We start from the raw sequence: 21,232 nt of genomic DNA, 5'->3' as shown, positions 1-21,232 counted from the left end.
TTGGGCGCGAAAGTGCGAGACAAACGCGCCTTTTCGTCGATCTCGCCGCGGCCGGACTCAGTCCGCGTCCCCGCCGACGGCGTCACTGCCCCCACGGATCAGGGCCAGTGTGCCCGCCAGTTCGTCGGGCTTGACCAGAACCTCGCGCGCCTTGGATCCTTCGGAGGGCCCGACGATCCCGCGCGTTTCCATCAGGTCCATGAGCCGGCCCGCCTTGGCGAAGCCGACTCGCAGTTTGCGCTGCAGCATCGAGGTGGAGCCGAACTGCGACGACACCACGAGTTCGACCGCCTGCAGGAACACGTCCATGTCGTCGCCGATGTCGGGGTCGACGTCCTTGCGCTCGCCGGCCTTCACCGCGGTGACACCCTCGATGAACTCCGGCTCGGCCTGATCCTTGGTGGCGTTGACGACGCCCGAGATCTCCTCGTCGGTGATGAACGCGCCCTGCAGTCGGATCGGCTTGTTGGAGCCCATCGGCAGGAAGAGCCCGTCGCCCATACCGATCAGCTTCTCGGCGCCGGGCTGGTCCAGGATGACGCGACTGTCGGTCAGCGACGACGTGGCGAACGCGAGCCGCGACGGCACGTTGGTCTTGATCAGACCGGTGACGACGTCGACGGACGGCCGCTGGGTGGCCAGAACGAGATGGATGCCGGCAGCGCGGGCCTTCTGGGTGATCCGCACGATCGCGTCCTCGACGTCGCGGGGCGCGGTCATCATCAGATCGGCGAGCTCGTCGACGATCGCGAGGATGTAGGGGTAGGGCTTGTATTCGCGATTGCTACCGAGCGGGGCGGTGATCTCCCCGGAGCGGACCTTGTCGTTGAACACGTCGATGTGACGCACCCGGGAGGCCTGCATGTCCTGGTAGCGCTGTTCCATCTCCTCGACCAGCCAGGCCAGCGCGGCGGCAGCCTTCTTGGGTTCGGTGATGATCGGCGTGATCAGGTGCGGGATGCCCTCGTACGGCGTCAGTTCCACCATCTTCGGGTCGATCAGGATCATCCTGACCTCGTCGGGGGTGGCCCGCGCGAGCAGCGACACCAGCATGGAGTTGACGAAGCTCGACTTGCCGGACCCGGTGGAGCCCGCGACCAGCAGGTGCGGCATCTTGGCCAGGTTGGCCGAGATCATCTCGCCCTCGATGTCCTTGCCGAGGCCGATCACCAGCGGGTGGTGATCCGAGCGCACCACCGGATCGGTGAGCACGTCAGCCAGGCGCACCATTTCACGGTCGGTGTTGGGCACCTCGATGCCGACGGCAGACTTGCCGGGGATCGGCGCGAGCATGCGCACACTCTCGGTGGCCACGGCGTAGGCGATGTTGCGGTGCAGCGCGGTGATCTTCTCGACCTTCACACCCGGCCCGAGTTCGACCTCGTAGCGGGTCACCGTCGGGCCGCGCGTGCAACCGGTCACCGCGGCGTCGACCTTGAACTGCTCCAGCACCGAGGTGATCGCATCGGTCATGTGCTGGTTCGCCGCGGTCAGCCGCTTGGGCGGGTCGCCGGCGATGAGCAGGTCCAGCGAGGGCAGCGCATAGGGCCCGTCGACCACGCGGTCCAGGCTCAGCGCGGGCTCTGCGCGCTGCTTCTTGCGGGTCTTCGCCGGAGGCGGCGGGTCGGCCACGTCCTCGTCGAGCGGGTAATTGTCCATCGGGGTGCCCGCGGGCCTGGTCAGCGGCACGGTCGGCTGGGTCGACGACGACGACGGAGACGTCGGCCAGGCCTCCTCGTCGACGGACACGTCGGCGTCGTAGTAGCCGTCGGAGAAGTCGTCGGCCACGCCGGCCCGTCGGGATTCAGCGACGTCGTCGATCTCGTCGGAGTCGTCGTACCACTCCTCGTCCTCGTCGACGTCGTCGTCCTCGCCGCGCCACCGCGTGGAGAACATGTGATGCAGCGTCGCGGGCACTTCGCGGATGGTGGTCCCGGTGACCAGGAGAACACCGAAGAGCGCGCCGATCACGAGCAGAGGCGCGGCGATCCAGGCCGTCAGGCCGTCGGCCAGTGGGCCGCCGATCGCGAAGCCGATGAAGCCGGCCGCGTGCTGGCGCGCCGCCGGGTCCTGCGGCGCACCCGACCACAGGTGCAGCAGGCCGAGTGCGGGCAGCGCGATCATCGCCGAGCCGAGGATGAAGCGGGGGCGCGACTCGGGGTCGGGCTCCGAGCGCATCAGCGTGACACCGAGGACCGCCAGCGCCAGGGGCACCAGCACGACGGCGTCGCCGACGAGAACCCGCAGGAAGGTGTCGATCCACTCGCCGACCGGACGGGCCGCGTCGAACCAGGAGCTGGCAGCGACCACGACCGCGAGCGCGAGCAGGCCGAGCGCGATGCCGTCGCGGCGGTGACCGGGGTCGAGGTCTCGGGCGCGACCGACCGAGCGGGCGGTGCCGCCCGCCCCTTTGGCGAGCATCAGCCATCCGGCGCGTACACCCCGGCCCACGGCGGTTCCGGCAGCGGACACCGGCGACGGGCCTCGGCGTGCCGGCTTGCGCTTGGGTGGTGCCGGGCGCGATGACCGCGCAGAGCCCCGAGAACTGGGCTTCGACCTGGTCGAACGGGCGCCAGCGCGGGACGCGGTCTTACTCGCCATGACTCTCAGCCTAGTCGCACAAGCCCCAGTTACACCATCTGCCACACAGGTCACAGGTTGGTATCGGGTCGCCCTATGGAGCCCACGAAATCCGTAGCCCTCATTCATTCCCGTGAGCTGCAGTCACACAAACGTAACGCCTGTCACCCCATCTCGCGGCGACGGAATCCGCAACCGTCGGTACCGTGGATTCGGTGACCTCGACAAGCGCCACGCAATCCGACGTTAAAGCTCTGTTACACACCGTCTTTCGCTACGACATCCCGGCGTCGCTCGTGGTGTTCCTGGTGGCGTTGCCGCTGTCGATCGGCATCGCGGTGGCCTCGGGCGCACCCGTGGTCGCCGGTCTGATCGCCGCGATCGTCGGGGGCATCGTCTGCGCGGTGGCCGGCGGCTCCGCGTTGCAGGTCAGCGGTCCGGCCGCCGGTCTGACCGTCGTGGTGGCCGAGCTCGTGGCGACGTTCGGGTGGAAGGCCACCTGCGCGATCACCGCAGCCGCCGGGGTCTTGCAGATCCTGTTCGGCCTGAGCCGCATCGCGCGCGCCGCGCTCGCCATCGCACCGATAGTCGTGCACGCGATGCTGGCCGGCATCGGTATCACGATCGCACTGCAGCAGGTGCACGTCCTGCTCGGCGGGGGTCCGCGCCCGAACGCCTGGCAGAACCTGAGCGAGCTGCCCGCCCAACTGGGTTCCCCCGACGTCGCCTCCTTGACCATCGGCCTCATCGTCATCGCACTCATGCTGGGGTGGAAATACCTGCCCAAGGCCGCCCGCACCGTTCCCGGGGCGCTGGTCGCCGTGGTGACCGCCACCGTCGTGTCCTATCTCTGGTTCCCCTCGGTGGACCGCATCCGGCTCGACGGCTCCGTGATCGATGCGATCGCGCTGCCGGCCCTACCGACAGGCAGCTGGACTTCGGTCACCGTCGCGGTGCTCACCGTCGCGCTGATCGCCAGCGTGGAGAGCTTGCTCTCCGCCTCCGCGGTGGACAAGATGCACACCGGCCCGGGCACAGACTTCAACCGTGAGCTGGTCGGACAGGGCACCGCGAACGTCTCGTCGGGCCTTCTCGGCGGTCTGCCTGTCACCGGGGTCATCGTGCGCAGCACCGCCAACGTCAGCGCGGGTGCCAAGACCCGTGCGTCGGCTGCCCTGCACGGCGTCTGGCTGCTGTTGTTCTCGGTCTTCTTCGTCAACGTCGTCGAGATGATTCCGCTGGCCGCGCTGGCCGGGCTGCTCATCGTCATCGGTATCCAACTGGTCAAGCTCGCCCACATCGACCTCGCACGGCGCACCGGGGAACTCCTGATCTACCTCGTCACACTGACGTCGGTGGTGTTCCTCAACCTGCTCGAGGGCGTCGCGATCGGCCTCGCGTTGGCCATCGGCTTCGCCGCCTGGCGCATCATTCGCGTCACCATCGACGCGGTCCCGCTCGACACTCTCGACGGGGAGCGTCCGCGCTGGCAGGTCGCGATCAGCGGCTCCTGCAGCTTCCTGGCGCTCCCCCGGCTGTCGGCCGCGCTGAACAGTGTGCCGCCGGCGGCCGATGTGCACGTCGATCTCAATGTCGATTACATCGACCATGCCGCGGTGGAGACCCTGCGCGAGTGGATTCGCCAGCAGCGCCTCAGCGGCGCCGACGTGCAGATCACCGAAACCGGCACCGCCCGCATGGATCTGACGACCACAGAGCCGCCGCGCCGACGCACCGAGGGGCGTCGGACCGTTCCCGCCCTCCGATCGATCTGGCCGCCACAATTGGCCGGCGGCATCCACAGGTTCCGGCACGGCATCGCTCCGCTGATCCGCGGGCAGCTCGCCAGCGAACACCGACCCCATTCGATGCTGTTGAGCTGTTCAGATGCCCGGATCCTGCCGAACCTCATCGTCGATGGCGGCCCGGGCGAAGTGCTCAACGTACGCAACATCGGCAATCTCGTGCCCGTCAGCCACGGCAGTCTGTCCGTCGAGTCTGCCCTGGAGTACGCGGTCGGTTCACTCAAGGTCAGCTCCATTGCCGTGTGCGGACATTCGGGCTGTGAGGCCATGCACGACCTGCTGACCGGCGACAGCGTCGGGTCGATCCGCCAGTGGCTCACGGAGGCCGATGCCAGTCTGGCGGCGCTGTACGAGGGTCACCCGGTGGCCGCGGCGGCCCGAGCCGCGGGATTCGAGGAGGCCGACGCACTCAGCGCGGTCAACGTCGCCGTCCAACTGGAACGTCTACGCAGCCATCCCGTCGCCGGACCGGTCATCGCCGACGGCACCGTCACGGTGATCGGCCTGTTCCTCGATCTCTCGACGGCCCGCCTGTTCTCGGTGTCGGCCGAGGCGTTCACAGAGTTGGGGTCGATGGACACCACGGCGGAGCCCGCGACCGCCGAGCCGGCATGACCCGACGACACCGTCGGCGCCAGACAGTACGGTGAGGCCTGTTCACTCACGCTCGAAGAGGAGTCACCTATGCCTGTCGTCGTCGTCGCGACCATGACCGCCAAGCCCGATTCGGTGGACGCCGTCCGCGAAGCCTGCAAGAAGGCGATCGAGGCCGTGCACGACGAACCGGGCTGCGAGCTGTACGCCCTGCACGAGGCAGACGGCACCTTCGTGTTCGTCGAGCAGTGGGCCGACGCGGACGCACTCAAGACCCACAGCACCGCGCCGGCGGTCGGCACCCTGTTCGGCACGATCGGCGAGCATCTCGACGGCGCGCCCGACATCAAGATGCTCGCGCCCGTGGTCGCCGGCGACCCCGCCAAGGGACAGCTTCGGCCCTAGCCATGGGTGAACTCAGCGGCAAGGTCGCGTTGATCACCGGCGCCGCGCGCGGGCAGGGCCGGGCGCATGCGGTGAAGCTCGCCTCGGCGGGCGCCGACATCATCGCCCTCGACCTGTGCGCACAGATCGAGTCGGTGCCCTATCCGCTGGCCACCCCCGACGATCTGGCGGAGACGGTGGCGCTCGTCGAGAAGACGGGTGCGCAAATCGTGGCCTCGGAGACCGACGTCCGGGATCGCGACGCGCTCAAGGCAGCCGTGCGCGAGGGCACCGAGCGCCTCGGTGAGCGGCTCGACATCGTGGTCGCCAACGCCGGTATCGCGCCGATGACCGCAGCGCAGGCGTGGCAGGACGTCATCGATGTCAACCTCACCGGCGCCTATCACACTGTCGACGTCGCGATGAAGCCGATGATCAAGTACGGCAACGGCGGCTCGATCGTGCTCACCAGTTCGGTGGCCGGGCTCGTCGGTGTCGGCGCGCCGATCGCGGGAGCAGTCGGCTACACCGCGGCCAAGCACGGCATGGTGGGCCTGATGCGGGCATACGCCAATTTCCTTGCCGCATACAGCATTCGGGTCAATTCGATCCATCCTGCCGGCGTGAACACCCCGATGATCGACAACGAGTTCACCAAGTCATGGCTCGACGGCCTGGCCGGCGAGGACGGTCCGGACATGGGTAACGCCCTGCCGGTGCGGGCACTGGAGGCCGAGGACATCGCCAACGCGGTGTACTGGCTTGTCTCCGATGCCGCGCGTTACGTCACCGGCGTCGCGCTGCCCGTCGACGCCGGGTTCGTCAACAAGCGATGACCGGCGGCAATCCCGCCGCGCAGACGGCGTTCGGCCCGATGGTGCTCTCGGCGATCGAGCAGAACGAGCCGCCGCAGCGGCGGCTCGTCGACGACGATCTGGCAGAGGCGTTCCTGCCCGCTCGGCTGCGCGCGCTGGCGGCGGCAACTCGCGTGGCGCCGGTGCGCCATGCCGCGATGGCGGCCGTGCAGCGCAGTGGACCGGGCCTGTGGTCGAGCATCGCGTGCCGTAAGCGGCTCATCGACGAGCGACTCTCCGATCCCCTCAACGAGACCGATGCCGTCGTCGTCCTCGGCGCCGGCCTCGACACCCGCGGATGCCGCATCGCCCGGCACAGCGACCTGCCGGTGTACGAGGTCGACCAGGCGGTGAACATCGAGCGCAAAGCCGCGGTCCTGCAGCGAGTGCTGGGCGGCACGCCCGCCTCGGTGCACCTGGTGGCCGCCGATCTCGAAAGCGACGACCTTCTCGCCGCACTGCGCTCGGCCGGATACGACGCGTCGCGGCGCACGTTCTTCATCGTCGAAGGGGTGACCCAGTACCTCTCCCCCGATGCCGTGCGCACCACGTTCGCCGCGCTCGGGACGGCAGGTCCGGGCAGTCGACTCGTGTTCAGCTACATACGGCAGGACTTCCTCGACGGGACCAACCTCTACGGCGCAGCGTCTCTGCATCGGCGGTTCTGCGGGCGACGTCCGGTGTGGCGCACCGGGTTGGTCCCCGAACAGGTCGGCGAATGGTTGGCCGAGCTGGGGTGGCAGCTGGTCGAGCAGGCGGGCCCCAGCTACTACCGCGACCTCTACATCCGCCCCACCGGCCGCGCGCTGGCGGCGTCCCCGATCGAGTGGACAGCGGTCGCCCAGCGCTGACCGGCCGTCCACTCCGACTGCGGGGCCGGTGTTTCCGGGTACCTTCGTGCGGTGAGCCTTGTGGCAGTTGAGCAGATGAGCTGCGGAGTCGGCGATGGCTGAGCCTGTCGCGCGGGTGGAATCGACGGGCGATGCGATCGCTCACGCGTTGCGCGAGGAGATTCTGGCCGGGCGTCTCGTCGGGGGCGAGCGTCTGGTCGAAGAGGCAATCGCGAAGCGCTACGGCGTGTCTCGTGTTCCGGTGCGCGAGGCACTGAGCCGCTTGCAGTCCGAGGGCTTCGTCACCATCGTGCGCTATCGCGGCGCGGCGGTGTCCGAGACACTGATCCAAGACAGCCGCGAGCTGCTGCAGATTCGCCGCGGACTCGAAGTGCTGTCGGCACAGTTGGCCGCGGGGAACCAGGGAGGCGAGGTTGCCGACCAGTTGGCCGCCATTGCCGAGGAGCGCTCCCAGGAACCACAGACCGATGGACCGCCGTTCCACCAGTTGGTGGCGGCAGCGTCGGGAAACCGGCAGCTCGAGGAGATGCTGGCCAACATCAACCGTCGCGTCCAGTGGGGTCTGGGCCACAACCCTCATACATCGGTCAGCGACCACCGAGTGCTGGCCGTGGCGATCCTGGACGGCTCCATCGTGCAGGCGGGCTACCTGATGGACGAGCATCTCCGCCGCGACGAGCAGTATTTCGCGGAGAAGTTCAGCCACGAGTAGCCAGGCGCAGGCGCTGCGCACAGGTCGTATTGTATTACGATTCGAGCGGAGTTTTCTTCGCTGTAATCGATATGGCCTGTTCAGAAATGGTGACGTAACATCTGTCGTATACAAACTGATCAGCACGGCTTCAGTCAGGGACGACGCGGAGTCGGCTCACCCGCACGATCAGTGCCGGTGCCGACGAACCCTTCCGGAGCCCGCCATGTCCCTTGCCCGTACCGACGCCACCACTGGCGTCACCACGTCCGACCCCGCAGCATCGCCGGGGTTGACCGCTGCGCTGGATCGCATCGGCTTCGGCCGCGTCCAAGCTGCGCTGATCTTGCTGCTGATGGCAGGGCTGTTCTTCGACTCCCTGGAACAGAACTCCACCGGCGCGATGGGACCCTTGCTGAAGGAGACTTTCGGGATCGGCAACGCCGAACTCACGATGATCAACACCGCCACCGTGCTCGGCGGACTGGCCGGTCGGCTGATCGGTGGATACCTGGCCGACCGATGGGGTCGGCGCACCGCCCTGAGCCTGAACCTGCTCGTGTACACCCTCGGCGGCCTGATCAGCGCCGTTGCGGTGAACTACGAGATGCTTTTGGCGAGCCGCTTCATCGTCGGCATCGGACTGGGCGGCGAATTCACCGTCGGCCTGGCGATGCTCGCCGAGATCGTCGCCACCCGGCACCGCGGCTCCCTGCTCGCGACGCTCAACATCTCCTCGGGGGGTATCGGCAACATCGCCTCGTTCGGCTTCTTCTGGCTGGTCCTCGGCCCGCTCAACGGCGTACTCGGTGGCAACGACACATCATGGCGGTGGACGTACGTGATCCTCGCCGTCCCAGCGGTGCTCGTGGTCTTTTTCCGGCGCTACCTACCCGAGTCGCCCCGGTTCCTGCTGTCCAAGGGCCGCGTCGACGAGGCGAACCAGAGCCTCACGCGGCTGGCCAGCGGAAGCGTCGCCGCACTCCGAAAGCCGGGCCGCACACAACAATTCGTCACCGAAACCGACATCCCGGCAACGGTGAAGAGCAGCTACGCCGAGGTGTTCAAAGGGCAGAACCTGCGGCGTACCGCTGCGATCGGGGCGGCCTCGTGGATGTCGTTCGGGGCTCAGGTGACACTGTTGTTCCTGATGCCCATCCTGCTGGTGTCCCGCGGATACTCATTGGCGGATTCGCTGGCGTTCACCATGATCATGAACATCGGGTCGCTGTTCGGCGCCTGCGCTGCCTCGTATCTGGCCGGCAAGGCACCGCGACGGCTCACCGTCACCGTCGCCGCCGTTCTCGGATGCATCTCGGCCATCTGCTTCGCATCCTTCGCCCATTCGACCGCGCTGATCCTGGTGCTCGGCATGATCTTTCAGTTCTTCACGATGATGCTCAACACCATGCTCTCGGTCTGGTCGCCGGAGCTGTTCCCCACGTCGGTACGGGCCATGGGCACATCGGTCGTGAATGGTATCGGCAACGTCGCCGGGGCAGTCATGCCCTTCGCAGCGTTGTTCTTCTTCGACCGCGCCGGCGTGGCCGGGGTGTTCGCGATGATCGCCGTCATGTACGCGCTGCTGGTCGCTGCAGCGCGCTTCGGTCCGGAAACGTTCGGCCAGCCACTGGAAGCCGTCACCGAAAAGCCTGTACTCGCGCACGCTGCCTGAAAACACGAGGCTCGAGTTCTCCTTCCGTCACCACCAGAAAGAACGAAACATGCTGACACTGAACATTTCCGCGACCGCCCACGGACTGAACTATCTTCCGCAGTACTACGCAGAGCGCATCGGATTGTTCGCCGATCACGGTCTCGCCGTCACCGCGACAGCGAAGGATCCGTGGACCGGCGTACTCGACGATCTCGACAGTGGCGCTGCGGACATCGCACTCGGCGGTCTCTGGGTACCGGCGATGTACGTGGGCACCTCCCGCGAGCTGTCGGTTTTCGCCCAGGTCAACCACCAGTTCCCGAAAGCTCTGGTGACGCGAGCACCCCGGCCGGAGTTCGCCTGGTCCGACTTGATCGGGCACACCGTGCTCGCACCAGGCATCGGCGGCAGCGCGCCCTACGCGTTCACTGCCGGCCTCATTCGCGAAGCGGGCGTCGATCCCGCCTCGATCACGTTTCTGCGCGATCTGTCGACACCGATGTTCGTCGAGCTGTTCGAAGCCGGACTCGGCGAGGCCATCGTGCTGGACCACACCAATGCAGAAGCATTGCAGCACAGAGGAACCGGGTTCATCGCTGACGACTACGTCGCCAAGGGCGGATTGGGCCCCAACAGCGTGTACTACTGCCGCTCGGAGCGGATGGAGGAACTCGCCGACCGATTGGTGCTCTTCACCTCCGCTCTGAGCCAGTCGATGCAACTGCTGAAGTCCGTGACCGTCGACGATCTTGCGCCACTGCTGCGCGAGCACTGGCCGTCCGCACCGTCGGAGGTCCTGGAGCGTGCATGTGGCCGGATGCTTCACTCTGCGACCTGGGCCACCACCCGCATCGACCGGTCGGCTACTGAACGGTGGTTGCGTATCCTGTTCCAGGAGAGCATGGTTCGCTCGATACCTGCGTTCGACGACGTCGTCGACACCCGCATCGTCGACGCGGTCGACTTTCTTGCGGTCACAGCCTGATTCGCCGTGGTCCTCGTCCTGACGCACTCCGACATCGCCGACCTGCTCGACCGGAACGACATTCGCGACGCCGTGGAGAGCGCCCACGGAGCGCTGTCCCGCGGTCAGTGGGAGAACCCGGCGCCGCGATCTCTGCACCTCCCCGAGCGGGGGTCGGCGGTTCCGATGGTCACGGCCAGCACGGCTTCGGTCTCGGTCAAGGTGCTGTGCGATCTGCCGGGCAACGTGACCCGCGGACTGCCCGGTCAACGCTCCACGATCGTGATCAGCTCGGCACTCACCGGCGAGTGCATCGCCCTGCTCGACGGCCGCGCGATCACGGCCATCCGCACGGCGGCAACCAGCGCGGTGGCCACCGCGCACCTGGCGACTGACTCTGCATCTGTGCTCGGGCTCGTCGGCGCAGGCAACCTCGCCGTCGAACACGCCCACGCCATCGCCGCGATCAGGGACATCGAGAGGATCGTCGTGTGGAGCCGCAGCGGCACCACGGTAGATGCGTTCCTCGCCGCGACCGGCGACCTCGGCATCCCCGTCACCAGGACAGCGTCAGCCCAGACGGTCGTGGCCGAGGCCGACATAGTCTGCACCCTGACACCCTCGCGTGAGCCCGTCGTCTTCGGAGAGTGGCTGCGGTCCGGGCAGCACGTCAACGCGGTCGGCGCACCGCCCCGACCGGATCATCGCGAAGTGGATTCACGCGCCATGGCGCGGTCGCGCCTCGTCGTCGACAGCCACGCCAACGTGATGTCGAAGTCCGGCGGGGTTCTCCTCGCCCTTGCCGACGGCGCCATCACCGCCGACGACGCCCGCACAGAGCTCGGTGACGTCATCACCGGGGCCGCCCTCGGCCGAACGTCACCCGAGGACATCACGCTGTTCGAGTCGGTCGGCATGGGGTTGCAGGACCTTGCCACTGCCGAACTCGTCGTCGCCCGCGCCCGCGAGCTCGGCCGCGGTACGTGCATCGACTTGGCGTCGTAGCTCGGGCTGCAGGCCCGCTAGACCTCGATGACGGTCGGCACGATCATCGGCTGGCGACGGTAGGTCTCACCCACCCACTTGCCCACGATGCGTCGCACCGCCTGGGCGATGCGCGCCGGATCGGTGACGTGCTGCCCGGCAAGGTTCTCCAGCTCCGCCTGCACGCGACGGGCGACGGGCTCGAGCGCTTTGGGATCTTCGGAGAAACCGCGCGAGGACAGGTGGGCAGGCCCCACCGCCTGACCGGTGCCGCGGCGCACCACGACCGTCACCGCGATGAAGCCGGACGACAGGATGAGCCGCTCGCCCAGGGTCGCGTCGCCGACATCGCCGGTGACGAGACCGTCGACGAACATCTTGCCGACCGCGACGGCGCCGGCGATTGCGACGCGGCCCGCCGACAGGTCGACGCTGACCCCGTTTTCGGCGATGACGATGTTCTCCTCGTCGACGCCGGTGCTCGCTGCCAGCGCGGCGTTGGCGCGCAGCATCCGCCACGTGCCGTGCACGGGCATCACGTTTCGCGGGCGCACCCCGTTGTAGAGAAACAACAGCTCGCCGGCGTAGGCGTGGCCCGAAACGTGCACGCGGGCTTGACGATTCGTGACCACGCGGGCCCCGATCTTGGCCAGCGAGTCGATCACCCCGTACACCGCCTCCTCGTTGCCGGGGATCAGCGACGAGGACAGGATCACCAGGTCGCCGGCGGTCAGCGTGATGCTGCGATGCTCGCCGCGCGACATGCGCGACAGCGCCGCCATCGGCTCCCCCTGGGTGCCGGTGGTGATCAGCACGACACGGTCGGCCGGCATCATCTCCGCGGCACCGATGTCGAGGACGTCGTCGTCGGCGACGGTGAGGTAGCCGAGGTCGCGGGCGATGCCCATGTTGCGCACCATCGACCGGCCGACGAACGAGACTTTCCGGCCGAGGGAGACCGCGGCATCGATGATCTGCTGCACGCGGTCGACGTTGGAGGCGAAGCACGCGACGATGACACGCCCGTCCGCACCGCGGATGAGGCGGTGCAGCGCCGGCCCGATCTCACTTTCGGACGGTCCCACTCCGGGGATCTCGGCGTTGGTGGAGTCGCACAGGAACAGGTCGACGCCGGCGTCGCCGAGACGGGACATGCCGGGCAGGTCTGTCGGGCGGCCGTCGAGCGGGAGCTGATCGAGCTTGATGTCACCGGTGTGCAGCACCGTGCCCGCGCCGGTGTGGATGGCCACGGCCAGACACCCGGGAACGGAGTGATTGACGGCGAAGTACTGACATTCGAAGACGCCGTGGGTGGAACGCTGCCCTTCGGCGACCTCGACCAGCTTGGGCGACAGCCGGTGCTCGCGGCACTTCTCGGCCACCAGCGCGAGGGTGAACTTCGAGCCGACGATCGGGATGTCGGCGCGCATCTTCAGCAAGTACGGAATCGCGCCGATGTGGTCCTCGTGACCGTGGGTGACGACGAGCGCCTCGACGTCGTCGAGCCGGCCGCCGACGAGCCGCAGATCCGGCAGGATGAGGTCGACACCCGGTTCGTCATGGGTGGGGAACAGCACGCCGCAGTCCACGATCAACAGCCGACCGAGATGCTCGAACGTGGTCATGTTGCGGCCGATTTCGTTGATGCCGCCCAGTGCGGTCACCCGCAGGGCACCAGCGGTCAACGGACCCGGTGCGACGAGTTCGGATTCCACCGGCGGGCCCGCTACCGGAGCACCGCGGCGGCCCGCAGGTCCGCAGCCAGTGCCTCGAGTTGGTCGGCGGTGGCCGGCACCTGCGGCAGTCGCGGGTCACCGACGTCGAAGCCCTGCAGCTGCAGCGCCGCCTTCGACAGCGTGACGCCGCCGAGCCGGTGTTGCGCAGCCGACAGCGGCGCCAGCGACCCGTTGATCTTGCGTGCGGTCGCCACATCACCGGAAGCGAAGGCGGACAACATGTCTCGCAGCTGCCCTGCGGCGACATGGCCCCACACGCTGATGAAGCCGACGGCCCCCATCGCCAGCCAGGGCAGGTTCAGTGCATCGTCACCGGAGTAGTAGGCCAGCCCGGTCTCGGCGATGATCTGAGCGCCGCCGGGCAGGTCGCCCTTGGCGTCCTTGATCGCGACGATGTTCGGATGCTCGCCCAGGGCCCGGATGGTGTCCCACTCGATCGGCACGACCGACCGCGGCGGAATGTCGTAGAGGATGACCGGCAGGTCCGTCGCGTCGGCGACGGTGCGGAAGTGCGCGAGCAGCCCCTCCTGCGGTGGGCGCGAGTAGTACGGGGTGACGACGAGCAGTCCGTGTGCGCCTTCGGCGGCCGAAGCCTTGGCGAGCCCGACGCTGTGGGCGGTGTCGTAGGTGCCCGCTCCGGCGACGACGCGGGCGCGGTCGCCGACGGCCTCGAGCACGGCCCCCAGCAACGCGATCTTCTCGGCGTCGGTGGTGGTCGGCGATTCGCCGGTGGTTCCGGAGACGACGAGGCCGTCGCAGCCGGCGTCGACGAGGTGGATGGCCAGGCGCTTCGCGGTCTCGACATCCAGCGAGCCGTCGGGCTTGAACGGAGTGACCATGGCCGTCAACAGGGTGCCCAACCGGGCGGTGACGTCGAAGGCGCTGGTGCTCACGGGCACCAAGATTACCCTCCTCGCCTCAGCCCTCCGTGGCCAACGGGCTGGTCGCGACCTCACTGCCGTCGGCGAGCACGGTGATATCGAAGTCGGCGAACACCGCGGGCGCCGTGTCGGCGAGCTGGCGCAGGCACTCCACGGCCAGGCGCCGGATCTCGACGTCGGCGTGTTCGCTGGCGCGCATCGCGATGAAATGCCGCCACGCCCGGTAGTTGCCGGTGACGACGATGCGGGTCTCGGTCGCGTTGGGCAGCACGGCACGGGCGGCCTGGCGGGCCTGCTTGCGCCGCAGCGTGGCGTTCGGCACGTCGGCGAATCTCTCCTCGAGCCGGGCGAGCAGCTCGACGTAGGCGGCCCGGCTGGCATCGGCGGCCTCGGCGACGATCCGGGTCAGCTCGGGGTCGCCGTCGACACCGGGGGGCGCCACCACCGCGACGTCGCCTTCGGGCACGTAGCGCTGGGAAAGCTGCGAGTAGGAGAAGTGCCGGTGGCGGATCAGCTCGTGGGTGCACGAGCGGGAGATCCCGGTGATGTAGAAGGACACCGAGGCGTGTTCGAGCACCGAGAAGTGTCCGACGTCGATGATGTGCTGCACGTACGCGGCGTTGGTCGCGGTCTTCGGGTTGGGCTTGGACCAGCTCTGGTAGCAGGCCCGGCCGGCGAACTCGACCAGCGCCGCACCGCCGTCGGCGTCGGTGCTCCAGTCGACGTCGGGCGGCGCGGTGAATTCCGTCTTGGCGATCAGCTGCACGCGCAGCGGCGCGATCTCGGCCACCGGCGCAGCCTATCGGCTCTCACTCGGTGGGCACGCCGGCGCGGCGCATCGCGGTCATGATGTGCCCGAAGTCGATCGTGCCGTGGGCGCGGGCCAACGCGTCGGCGTCATCGGCGCGGCCGTCGGTGATCGCGGCGACGATGAGTTCGTGCTCGTGGAGCGCCCGCTCCTCGACGGCGCGCATGGTGTCGGGTTCACCCCACAGGTGGGCGGGTGCTCCGATGCTCACCCGCGCCTTGAGGTCGTTGAGCACGCCCGCGAGCACGTCGTTGTGCGCCGCGTCCGAGATCGCCGCGTGCAGACGGCTGTCCGCCTGCTGGGCTTCCAACCCCGTCTGCGCGGTGCGGTACTCCTCGAGTCGCCTCGCCAGCACGGCGATGTCGGCGTCGGTGCGGGATTCGGCAGCAGCCCGGCACACCGCGCCCTGGAGGCGGCACACCGCGTCGCAGTGCACACGCAGGTCGTCGAGACGGCCCGCCAACGTGCGCCCGACGGCCTCGGTGGACGACTCCGGCCACTGCTGGCGGACGAACGATCCGCCGCCCCGACCGCGGCGCGTCTCGAGCAGCCCGCGATCGACCAGCCGGGCCAGCGCCGCGCGCACGGTCATCCGACCGGCGCCCAGGTATGCCGCCAGATCTCGTTCGCCGGGCAGCCGCGCACCAGGAAGGTACTCGCCGATCGCGATCGCGGTGATCAGTCGGTCGGCAACCTCGTCGACGCGCGACGAAGAGTCCAGTTGTCGGTGCAGCACGCCGGCCGGCGCCTCACCCGCGGGTGATCCGTTGTGCCCCATCAGCGGAATCCCCTTCTCGTCACCGACATGTTAAATCGTCAGATTGGTCTTGCGGCGAGACCTTTGCAAGGTTCATGCTGATGCGATGCAGCGCGACACCCGTCTGGTCCCGTTCCGCGACTACCAGACCTGGGTGAAGATCACCACACCGGACACCGTGACACCCGGTGCCCTACCGCTTTTCGTCCTCCACGGTGGACCGGGCATGGCGCACAACTACGTGGCCAACATCGCCGGGCTCGCCGACGAGACCGGCCGGGTGGTCATCCACTACGACCAGGTGGGGTGCGGTAATTCCACGCACCTGCCGGACGCGCCCCGCGAATTCTGGACGCCGGCACTGTTCGTCGACGAATTCCACACCGTGGCAAGCGCTCTCGGGATCGAGCGCTACCATCTGCTCGGCCAGTCCTGGGGCGGCATGCTCGGCGCCGAGATCGCGGTACGCCGCCCCGCCGGCCTGGCCTCGCTGGCGATCTGCAATTCCCCTGCGTCGATGGAACTCTGGGTGCAGGGCGCGACAGAACTGCGGGCGCAGCTGCCGCCGCAGACCCAGGATGCTCTCGACCGGCACGAAGCGGCCGGCACGGTCACCGACCCGGAGTACCTGGCCGCGACGATGGAGTTCTATCGCCGCCACGTCTGCCGGACGGAGCCGTTCCCCCAGGACTTCCTCGACAGCGAGGCGCAGATGGAGGCCGAACCCACCGTCTATCACACGATGAACGGGCCCAACGAGTTTCACGTCGTCGGCACCCTGCGGGACTGGACGATCGTCGACCGCCTGCCCGACATCGCGGTGCCGACGCTGGTGGTCGCCGGGGAGTTCGACGAGGCCACACCGGCCACCTGGCAGCCCTACGTCGATCACATCCCCGACGCGCGCGGACATGTCTTCGCCGAATGCAGCCACTGCAGCCATCTGGAAAAACCCGAGGAATTCCGCGCCGTCATCGCGGCCTTCCTCGCCGAGCACGAGGACACCCCATGACCGAGACCGAACCCGCCACACAGCGCACGCTGGAGTCCTTCGGGTACAAGCAGGAACTGCACCGTTCGGTGTCGACCTTCGACCTGCTGGTCTACGGGCTGGTGTTCATGGTGCCGATCGCGCCATGGGCGATCTTCGGCACCGTCTACAACAGCTCCTCGGGCATGGTGCCCCTGGTCTACGCGGTCGGCCTGGTCGCGATGATCTTCACCGCGATCGCCTACGCGCAGATGGCCAAGTCGTTCCCGCTGGCCGGGTCCGTGTTCTCCTACGTGGGCCGCGGAATCCATCCCGGCGCAGGCTTTTTCGCAGGCTGGGCAATGCTACTGGACTACCTGCTGGTGCCCACGCTGCTGTACGTGTTCGCCGCGGAGTCGATGATCGGGCTGTTCCCGGACACGCCGCGGTGGATGTGGGCGATCCTGTTCGTGCTCGTCAACACCGCGATCAACCTGCTGGGTGTCGACTCGCTGAAGATGGCCAACCGGGTGTTCCTCGCGATCGAGCTCGTGTTCGTGGTGGTGTTCGTCGTGATCGCGGTGCGTGCGATCAGCGGCGGCAGCCTGCCCGACGTCGGGTGGAGCGTGAGCCCCATCTGGAATCCGGAGACCGTCAGCGCACCTCTGCTGGCCGCGGCACTGTCCATCGCGGTGCTCAGTTTCCTCGGCTTCGACGGGATCTCGACCCTGGCCGAGGAGTCCACGGGCACCCGCAATCCGGCCGGTAAGGCGATGGTCGGCGCGCTGTTCATCGTGGCGTTCCTGTTCATCGTGCAGACGTGGCTGGCCAGCCTGCTCGCCGGCGGCCGCGAGGCGTTCCCCGATGACGAGGTCGGCAACGCCTTCTTCAACCTGGTGCAGGCGGCGTCGTCGACCGGCTGGATGAACGCGTTCTTCGTCGTGAACGTGCTCGCCGTCGGCTTCGCCAACGCGATGGCCGCCCAAGCCGCCACCAGCCGGCTGCTGTTCTCGATGAGCCGCGACCGGCAACTCCCCCACTTCCTGTCGAAGATCAGCTCGCGGCAGGTGCCGATCGCGGCCATCCTGACGGTCAGCGCGCTGTCGATCGTGCTGGTGCTGTTCTTCGTCGGCCAGATCGCGCTGATCTCGTCTCTGGTCAACTTCGGCGCGCTGTTCGCGTTCTGTCTGCTGCACATCTCGGTGGCGTGGTACTACCTGGGCCGCCAGAAATCGAAGAACTATCTGCTGCATCTCGTGGTGCCGGCACTGGGTTTCGTGATCATCGCCTACGTGCTGTTCAACGCCGATTCGCTGGCCAAGATCGGCGGCGTCGTGTGGTTGGCGATCGGCGCGGTGGTCTACGTGGTGAACAGGATGCGCGGCGTCAGCACAGGGCCGTCCGAGGATCACGCGGCCGAGGCGCCCGCGGCGACGCGTTGACCTGGGCCAGGCCGGCCAGCATCGCCAGGGTGTCCGCCGATGCCGATCCCGGTGCCGCTGTGACGATGCACACCGACTGTCCCTCCGACCGTGCGACCACCAGGTTGTGCTGCGTCACGGTCAACGAGCCCAGCACGGGATGCCGGAGCTCGTAGGAGTCTGCTTCGCAGGGCTTCACGCGGTGATCGCGCCACAGGGTCACGAAATCGGGACTCTTCATCGACAGCTCACCGATCAGCGCGGCCAGGGCGGGATCGTCGGGATGACGGCCGGCGGCAAGCCGGAGGGCGCCCACCACGGCGCGCGCCTTGCGGGGCCAGTCGACGTAGAGCTCGCGGGTGTGGCCGTCGAGGAACAGCAGCCTGGCCAGGTTCGGCCGGTCCGCGGGACGGTCGACGGATGCGCGGTCGATGTGGCCGGCGAGCAGCGCGTGCGCCAGCGGGTTCCACGCCAGCACGTCCAGGCGCGTCCCCACCACCAGCGCGGGCACGGCGTCGAGGGAGCGCAGCAGGTCGAGCGTCAGCGGGTCCACGCGCTCACTGGCGGGTCGGCTCGCGCGGCGCGGACGCACCTTCGCCAGGGTGTGCAGGTGGCGGGATTCGTGCTCGTCGAGCCGAAGGGCCCTGGCGATCGCGTCGAGCACCGCGTCCGAGGCGTTGACGGACTGGCCCTGTTCGAGCCGGGTGTAGTACGACACGCTGACCCCCGCCAGCTGCGCCAGTTCCTCACGGCGTAGCCCCGCGACGCGGCGACGTCCGCCCACCATCGTCACGCCGGCCTCGCGTGGATCCAGTTGCGCGCGTTTGGCCCGCAGGAACTCACCGAGGGTCGAGCTACTCATGTCTCCATCTTGCGCTTTGTTCCGGCGACGTCGCCTGACCCTGCCAGTGGTAGGCATGATCCGGTCTGGCGGCCCGGGTGACGGCCGGCCGACGCTGCAAGGGTGAACGAAATTCGCTTGGGTGACGTCACGGTCACCCGTGTCATGGAGTACTTCGGATCGGTCGAACTGTCTCCGGACGTCTTCTTCCCGGACAGCCGGCCACAGGACTGGGTCGACCATCGGGAGTTGCTGACGCCCGACTTCTACGATCCCGGTTCGAACATGTGCGTCAACGCATTGCAGACCTGGGTGCTGCGCAGCGACGGCAAGACGGTGCTGATCGACACCGGAGCGGGCAACGGGAGAGAACGCCCCGGGTCGGTCTGGCACCACAGGCACACCCAGTACCTGACCAATCTCGAGCGGGCCGGCGTACGGCCCGAGGATGTCGACGTGGTCGTCAACACCCACCTGCACAACGATCACGTGGGCTGGAACACCCGGCTGGACAACGACGAATGGGTACCGACCTTCCCCAACGCCACCTACCTGATGTCGCGTGCCGACTTCGACTTCTGGAATCCGGTCAACGGCAACACGTCTCGCCTCAGTGATGTCGCGCGCCTCGTGTTCGAGGACAGTGTGGCGCCGGTCGACCGCGCCGGCCTCGTCGAGCTCTGGGACGGTCACCTCGACATCGACGCCAATCTCCGCCTGGACCTGGCTCCGGGCCACACCCCGGGCTCATCACTGCTGACGCTGAGTTCCGGTTCTGACAGGGCGGTATTCGTCGGCGATCTGCTGCACAACCCGCTGCAGTTCCTCCATCCCGACGTCAACAGCTGCTTCTGCGAGGACCCGCAGCAGGCCAGGGCCACCCGTCGCAGGGTGCTCGGTCACGCGGCCGATACGGCGACGCTGGTGTTCCCCGCCCATCTCGGAGGTCATGGCGCGGCCGAGATACGCCATCGGGGAACCGGATTCGAGATCGTAGAGTGGGCGGCATTCCCGCGAGTCACCGATGTGTGAGACCCTCGTCGACACCGCGTCCGGCATCGTCCGGGGCCGACGCGGGCCGAGCGGCTCGGTGTTCCTCGGTGTCCCCTTCGCCGCAGCGCCCGTCGGGCCCGCACGGTTCGCCGCGCCTGCGCCACATGCCGGCTGGACCGGGGTGCGTGACGCGCTCGACCACGGACCGGCGGCACCGCAGAAGCCGCGCGACGGCTTCGGTTCCCTCGACATGTCGCCGTTTTTCGGTGAGGTCCGAACAGGTGACCCCGAGTACCTGACGGTGAACATCTGGGCGCCGCCGGATGCCGACGGGTGCCCGGTGATGGTGTTCGTGCACGGCGGCGGGTTCGTGTCCGGCTGCACGCGTTCGCCGCTGTACGACGGCGCCGCCTTCGCGCGCGACGGCGTGGTGCTGGTGACCGTCACGTATCGGCTCGGCGTCATCGGATTCCTCGACATTCCGGGGGCACCCCGCAACCGCGGACTTCTGGACGTGCTGGCGGCCCTGCAGTGGGTGAGAGTCAACATCGCGGCGTTCGGCGGGGATGCGGAGAACGTGACCCTGTTCGGCCAGTCGGCGGGTGCCACGCTCGTCGGCGCGCTACTCACCATCGGCGACACCGCGACGCTGATTCGGCGGGCGATCATGCAGAGCGGCAACGGAACTGGAGCTTTCACCTCGGACCAGGCCGCCCGCGTCACCCATCGCGCCGGCCCATGTCTGGGTGCGCCTGCGAGTCTGGGCACTCTCGCCGCACTGTCCGATCGCGACCTCGCAGATCTCACGGTCGCGCTGACCGGAGTCGACCTGCGCACTCCCGAACACCTCGACCCGCTGCTGGGGCTCAGCCCGTGCAGCGTCGTCCTCGACCGCCAACCCGCGGACTCGCTGGCCGACGGACACGGCTCCGCGATCCCGCTTCTCATCGGCACCAACGCCGAGGAAGGCAACCTGTATCTGGCGCCGGAGGGAGCACTCGACGACTCGACCGAGCAGGACCTCATAGCGCTGGCCGCGCGCTGCCAGGCGGACCCCGGCGGTGCGGTCGCGCGCTACCGGAGCCATCACCCTGACGCGGGGTGGGGCACACTCCGAGCGATCATGATGGGTGACGCGCTCTTCGTCGACGGAAGCGCCCGACTGGCCGAGGCACACGAGAGCCGGAGAGAGGCGTCCCTGCATCGGTATCGATTCGCCTGGCGCTCCGGGGCGCTCGACGGTCGCCTCGGTGCCGCTCACACGGTCGAGCTGCCTTTCGTGTTCGACCACACCGACGAGCCGGTGCTGCACGGGGTCGCCGGCCTCCTCGGGCCCGCCGCTGCGCCGTCGGCTCTCGCCGCCGAGATGCACGGCGCCTGGGTTCGGTACGCGTCCTCTGGCACACCGGGGTGGACATCGTGGGCGACCCATGAGTTCACCGGGTGATCCCGCCCGCGTCG

18 protein-coding genes are annotated in these 21,232 nt (G+C 68.2%); 12 read left to right on the top strand and 6 right to left on the bottom strand.

Annotation, left to right across the window (positions count from 1 at the left end; genetic code table 11):
* Nucleotides 1-57: 57 nt before the first annotated feature.
* Entirely contained in the window at nt 58-2,709 is a 2,652-nt protein-coding gene (locus tag ACZY1G_RS21995) for an FtsK/SpoIIIE family DNA translocase (protein ID WP_463823602.1), read from the bottom strand.
* 86 nt (nt 2,710-2,795) lie between these two features.
* Between ACZY1G_RS21995 and ACZY1G_RS21990 the strand changes: the two genes are divergently transcribed.
* The 8 genes from ACZY1G_RS21990 (at nt 2,796) to ACZY1G_RS21955 (ending at nt 11,385) form a co-directional block, all read left to right on the top strand.
* Nucleotides 2,796-5,000, top strand: a complete 2,205-nt coding sequence (locus tag ACZY1G_RS21990) for a SulP family inorganic anion transporter (RefSeq protein WP_463823601.1) — start codon at nt 2,796-2,798, stop codon at nt 4,998-5,000.
* A gap of 69 nt (nt 5,001-5,069) precedes the next feature.
* Nucleotides 5,070-5,384, top strand: coding sequence for a putative quinol monooxygenase (locus ACZY1G_RS21985; RefSeq protein WP_463823600.1), 315 nt, complete (start codon nt 5,070-5,072; stop codon nt 5,382-5,384).
* Between the two features lie 2 nt (nt 5,385-5,386).
* On the top strand, nt 5,387-6,199 hold the full coding sequence (locus ACZY1G_RS21980; protein WP_463816764.1) for a mycofactocin-coupled SDR family oxidoreductase: 813 nt from the start codon (nt 5,387-5,389) through the stop codon (nt 6,197-6,199).
* Entirely contained in the window at nt 6,196-7,068 is an 873-nt protein-coding gene (locus ACZY1G_RS21975) for an SAM-dependent methyltransferase (RefSeq protein WP_463823599.1), read from the top strand. Before ACZY1G_RS21980 ends, ACZY1G_RS21975 begins: the two co-directional genes overlap by 4 nt.
* A gap of 94 nt (nt 7,069-7,162) precedes the next feature.
* Entirely contained in the window at nt 7,163-7,780 is a 618-nt protein-coding gene (locus ACZY1G_RS21970; protein ID WP_463816766.1) for a GntR family transcriptional regulator, read from the top strand.
* Between the two features lie 205 nt (nt 7,781-7,985).
* Nucleotides 7,986-9,434 (top strand): MFS transporter, encoded by a 1,449-nt coding sequence (locus ACZY1G_RS21965; RefSeq protein ID WP_463816767.1) that lies wholly within the window; start codon nt 7,986-7,988, stop codon nt 9,432-9,434.
* Nucleotides 9,435-9,483: 49 nt separating this feature from the next.
* The gene (locus tag ACZY1G_RS21960) at nt 9,484-10,401 is read left to right on the top strand and encodes an ABC transporter substrate-binding protein (protein ID WP_463816768.1); all 918 of its coding nucleotides are present in this window, start codon (nt 9,484-9,486) and stop codon (nt 10,399-10,401) included.
* 6 nt (nt 10,402-10,407) lie between these two features.
* Complete coding sequence (locus ACZY1G_RS21955) at nt 10,408-11,385, top strand: ornithine cyclodeaminase family protein (protein ID WP_463823598.1); 978 nt, start codon at nt 10,408-10,410, stop codon at nt 11,383-11,385.
* Nucleotides 11,386-11,402: 17 nt separating this feature from the next.
* Here ACZY1G_RS21955 and ACZY1G_RS21950 read toward each other — a convergent pair whose 3' ends face one another.
* From ACZY1G_RS21950 to ACZY1G_RS21935, 4 genes are read right to left on the bottom strand one after another with little or no spacing between them, the layout of a single operon-like run.
* A complete protein-coding gene (locus ACZY1G_RS21950) occupies nt 11,403-13,079 on the bottom strand; it encodes a ribonuclease J (RefSeq protein WP_463816770.1) in 1,677 nt (558 codons plus the stop codon).
* A gap of 11 nt (nt 13,080-13,090) precedes the next feature.
* The gene (gene dapA / locus ACZY1G_RS21945) at nt 13,091-13,993 is read right to left on the bottom strand and encodes a 4-hydroxy-tetrahydrodipicolinate synthase (protein WP_463823597.1); all 903 of its coding nucleotides are present in this window, start codon (nt 13,991-13,993) and stop codon (nt 13,091-13,093) included.
* A 25-nt stretch (nt 13,994-14,018) separates the two neighbouring features.
* Nucleotides 14,019-14,771: an FAD-dependent thymidylate synthase gene (gene thyX / locus ACZY1G_RS21940; RefSeq protein ID WP_463816772.1), complete on the bottom strand. Its 753-nt coding sequence runs from the start codon at nt 14,769-14,771 to the stop codon at nt 14,019-14,021.
* A gap of 19 nt (nt 14,772-14,790) precedes the next feature.
* Complete coding sequence (locus ACZY1G_RS21935; protein ID WP_463816773.1) at nt 14,791-15,567, bottom strand: FadR/GntR family transcriptional regulator; 777 nt, start codon at nt 15,565-15,567, stop codon at nt 14,791-14,793.
* 85 nt (nt 15,568-15,652) lie between these two features.
* Here ACZY1G_RS21935 and ACZY1G_RS21930 point away from each other — a divergent pair, with 85 nt between their 5' ends.
* Both ACZY1G_RS21930 and ACZY1G_RS21925 read left to right on the top strand, forming a co-directional pair.
* On the top strand, nt 15,653-16,558 hold the full coding sequence (locus ACZY1G_RS21930; RefSeq protein WP_463823596.1) for a proline iminopeptidase-family hydrolase: 906 nt from the start codon (nt 15,653-15,655) through the stop codon (nt 16,556-16,558).
* The gene (locus ACZY1G_RS21925) at nt 16,555-17,958 is read left to right on the top strand and encodes an APC family permease (protein WP_463823595.1); all 1,404 of its coding nucleotides are present in this window, start codon (nt 16,555-16,557) and stop codon (nt 17,956-17,958) included. Before ACZY1G_RS21930 ends, ACZY1G_RS21925 begins: the two co-directional genes overlap by 4 nt.
* Here the strand turns inward: ACZY1G_RS21925 and ACZY1G_RS21920 are convergent.
* Nucleotides 17,903-18,799, bottom strand: coding sequence for a helix-turn-helix domain-containing protein (locus tag ACZY1G_RS21920; protein WP_463823594.1), 897 nt, complete (start codon nt 18,797-18,799; stop codon nt 17,903-17,905). The two genes, ACZY1G_RS21925 and ACZY1G_RS21920, sit on opposite strands and share 56 nt — an antisense overlap.
* Nucleotides 18,800-18,901: 102 nt before the next feature.
* Between ACZY1G_RS21920 and ACZY1G_RS21915 the strand changes: the two genes are divergently transcribed.
* Both ACZY1G_RS21915 and ACZY1G_RS21910 read left to right on the top strand, forming a co-directional pair.
* The gene (locus ACZY1G_RS21915) at nt 18,902-19,810 is read left to right on the top strand and encodes an MBL fold metallo-hydrolase (protein WP_463823593.1); all 909 of its coding nucleotides are present in this window, start codon (nt 18,902-18,904) and stop codon (nt 19,808-19,810) included.
* Nucleotides 19,803-21,218: a carboxylesterase/lipase family protein gene (locus ACZY1G_RS21910; protein WP_463816778.1), complete on the top strand. Its 1,416-nt coding sequence runs from the start codon at nt 19,803-19,805 to the stop codon at nt 21,216-21,218. Before ACZY1G_RS21915 ends, ACZY1G_RS21910 begins: the two co-directional genes overlap by 8 nt.
* Nucleotides 21,219-21,232: the final 14 nt, after the last annotated feature.

It is taken from the genome of Mycobacterium sp. IDUB_5 (assembly GCF_055419565.1).
This window is presented reverse-complemented; position numbering and strand designations above follow the sequence as displayed.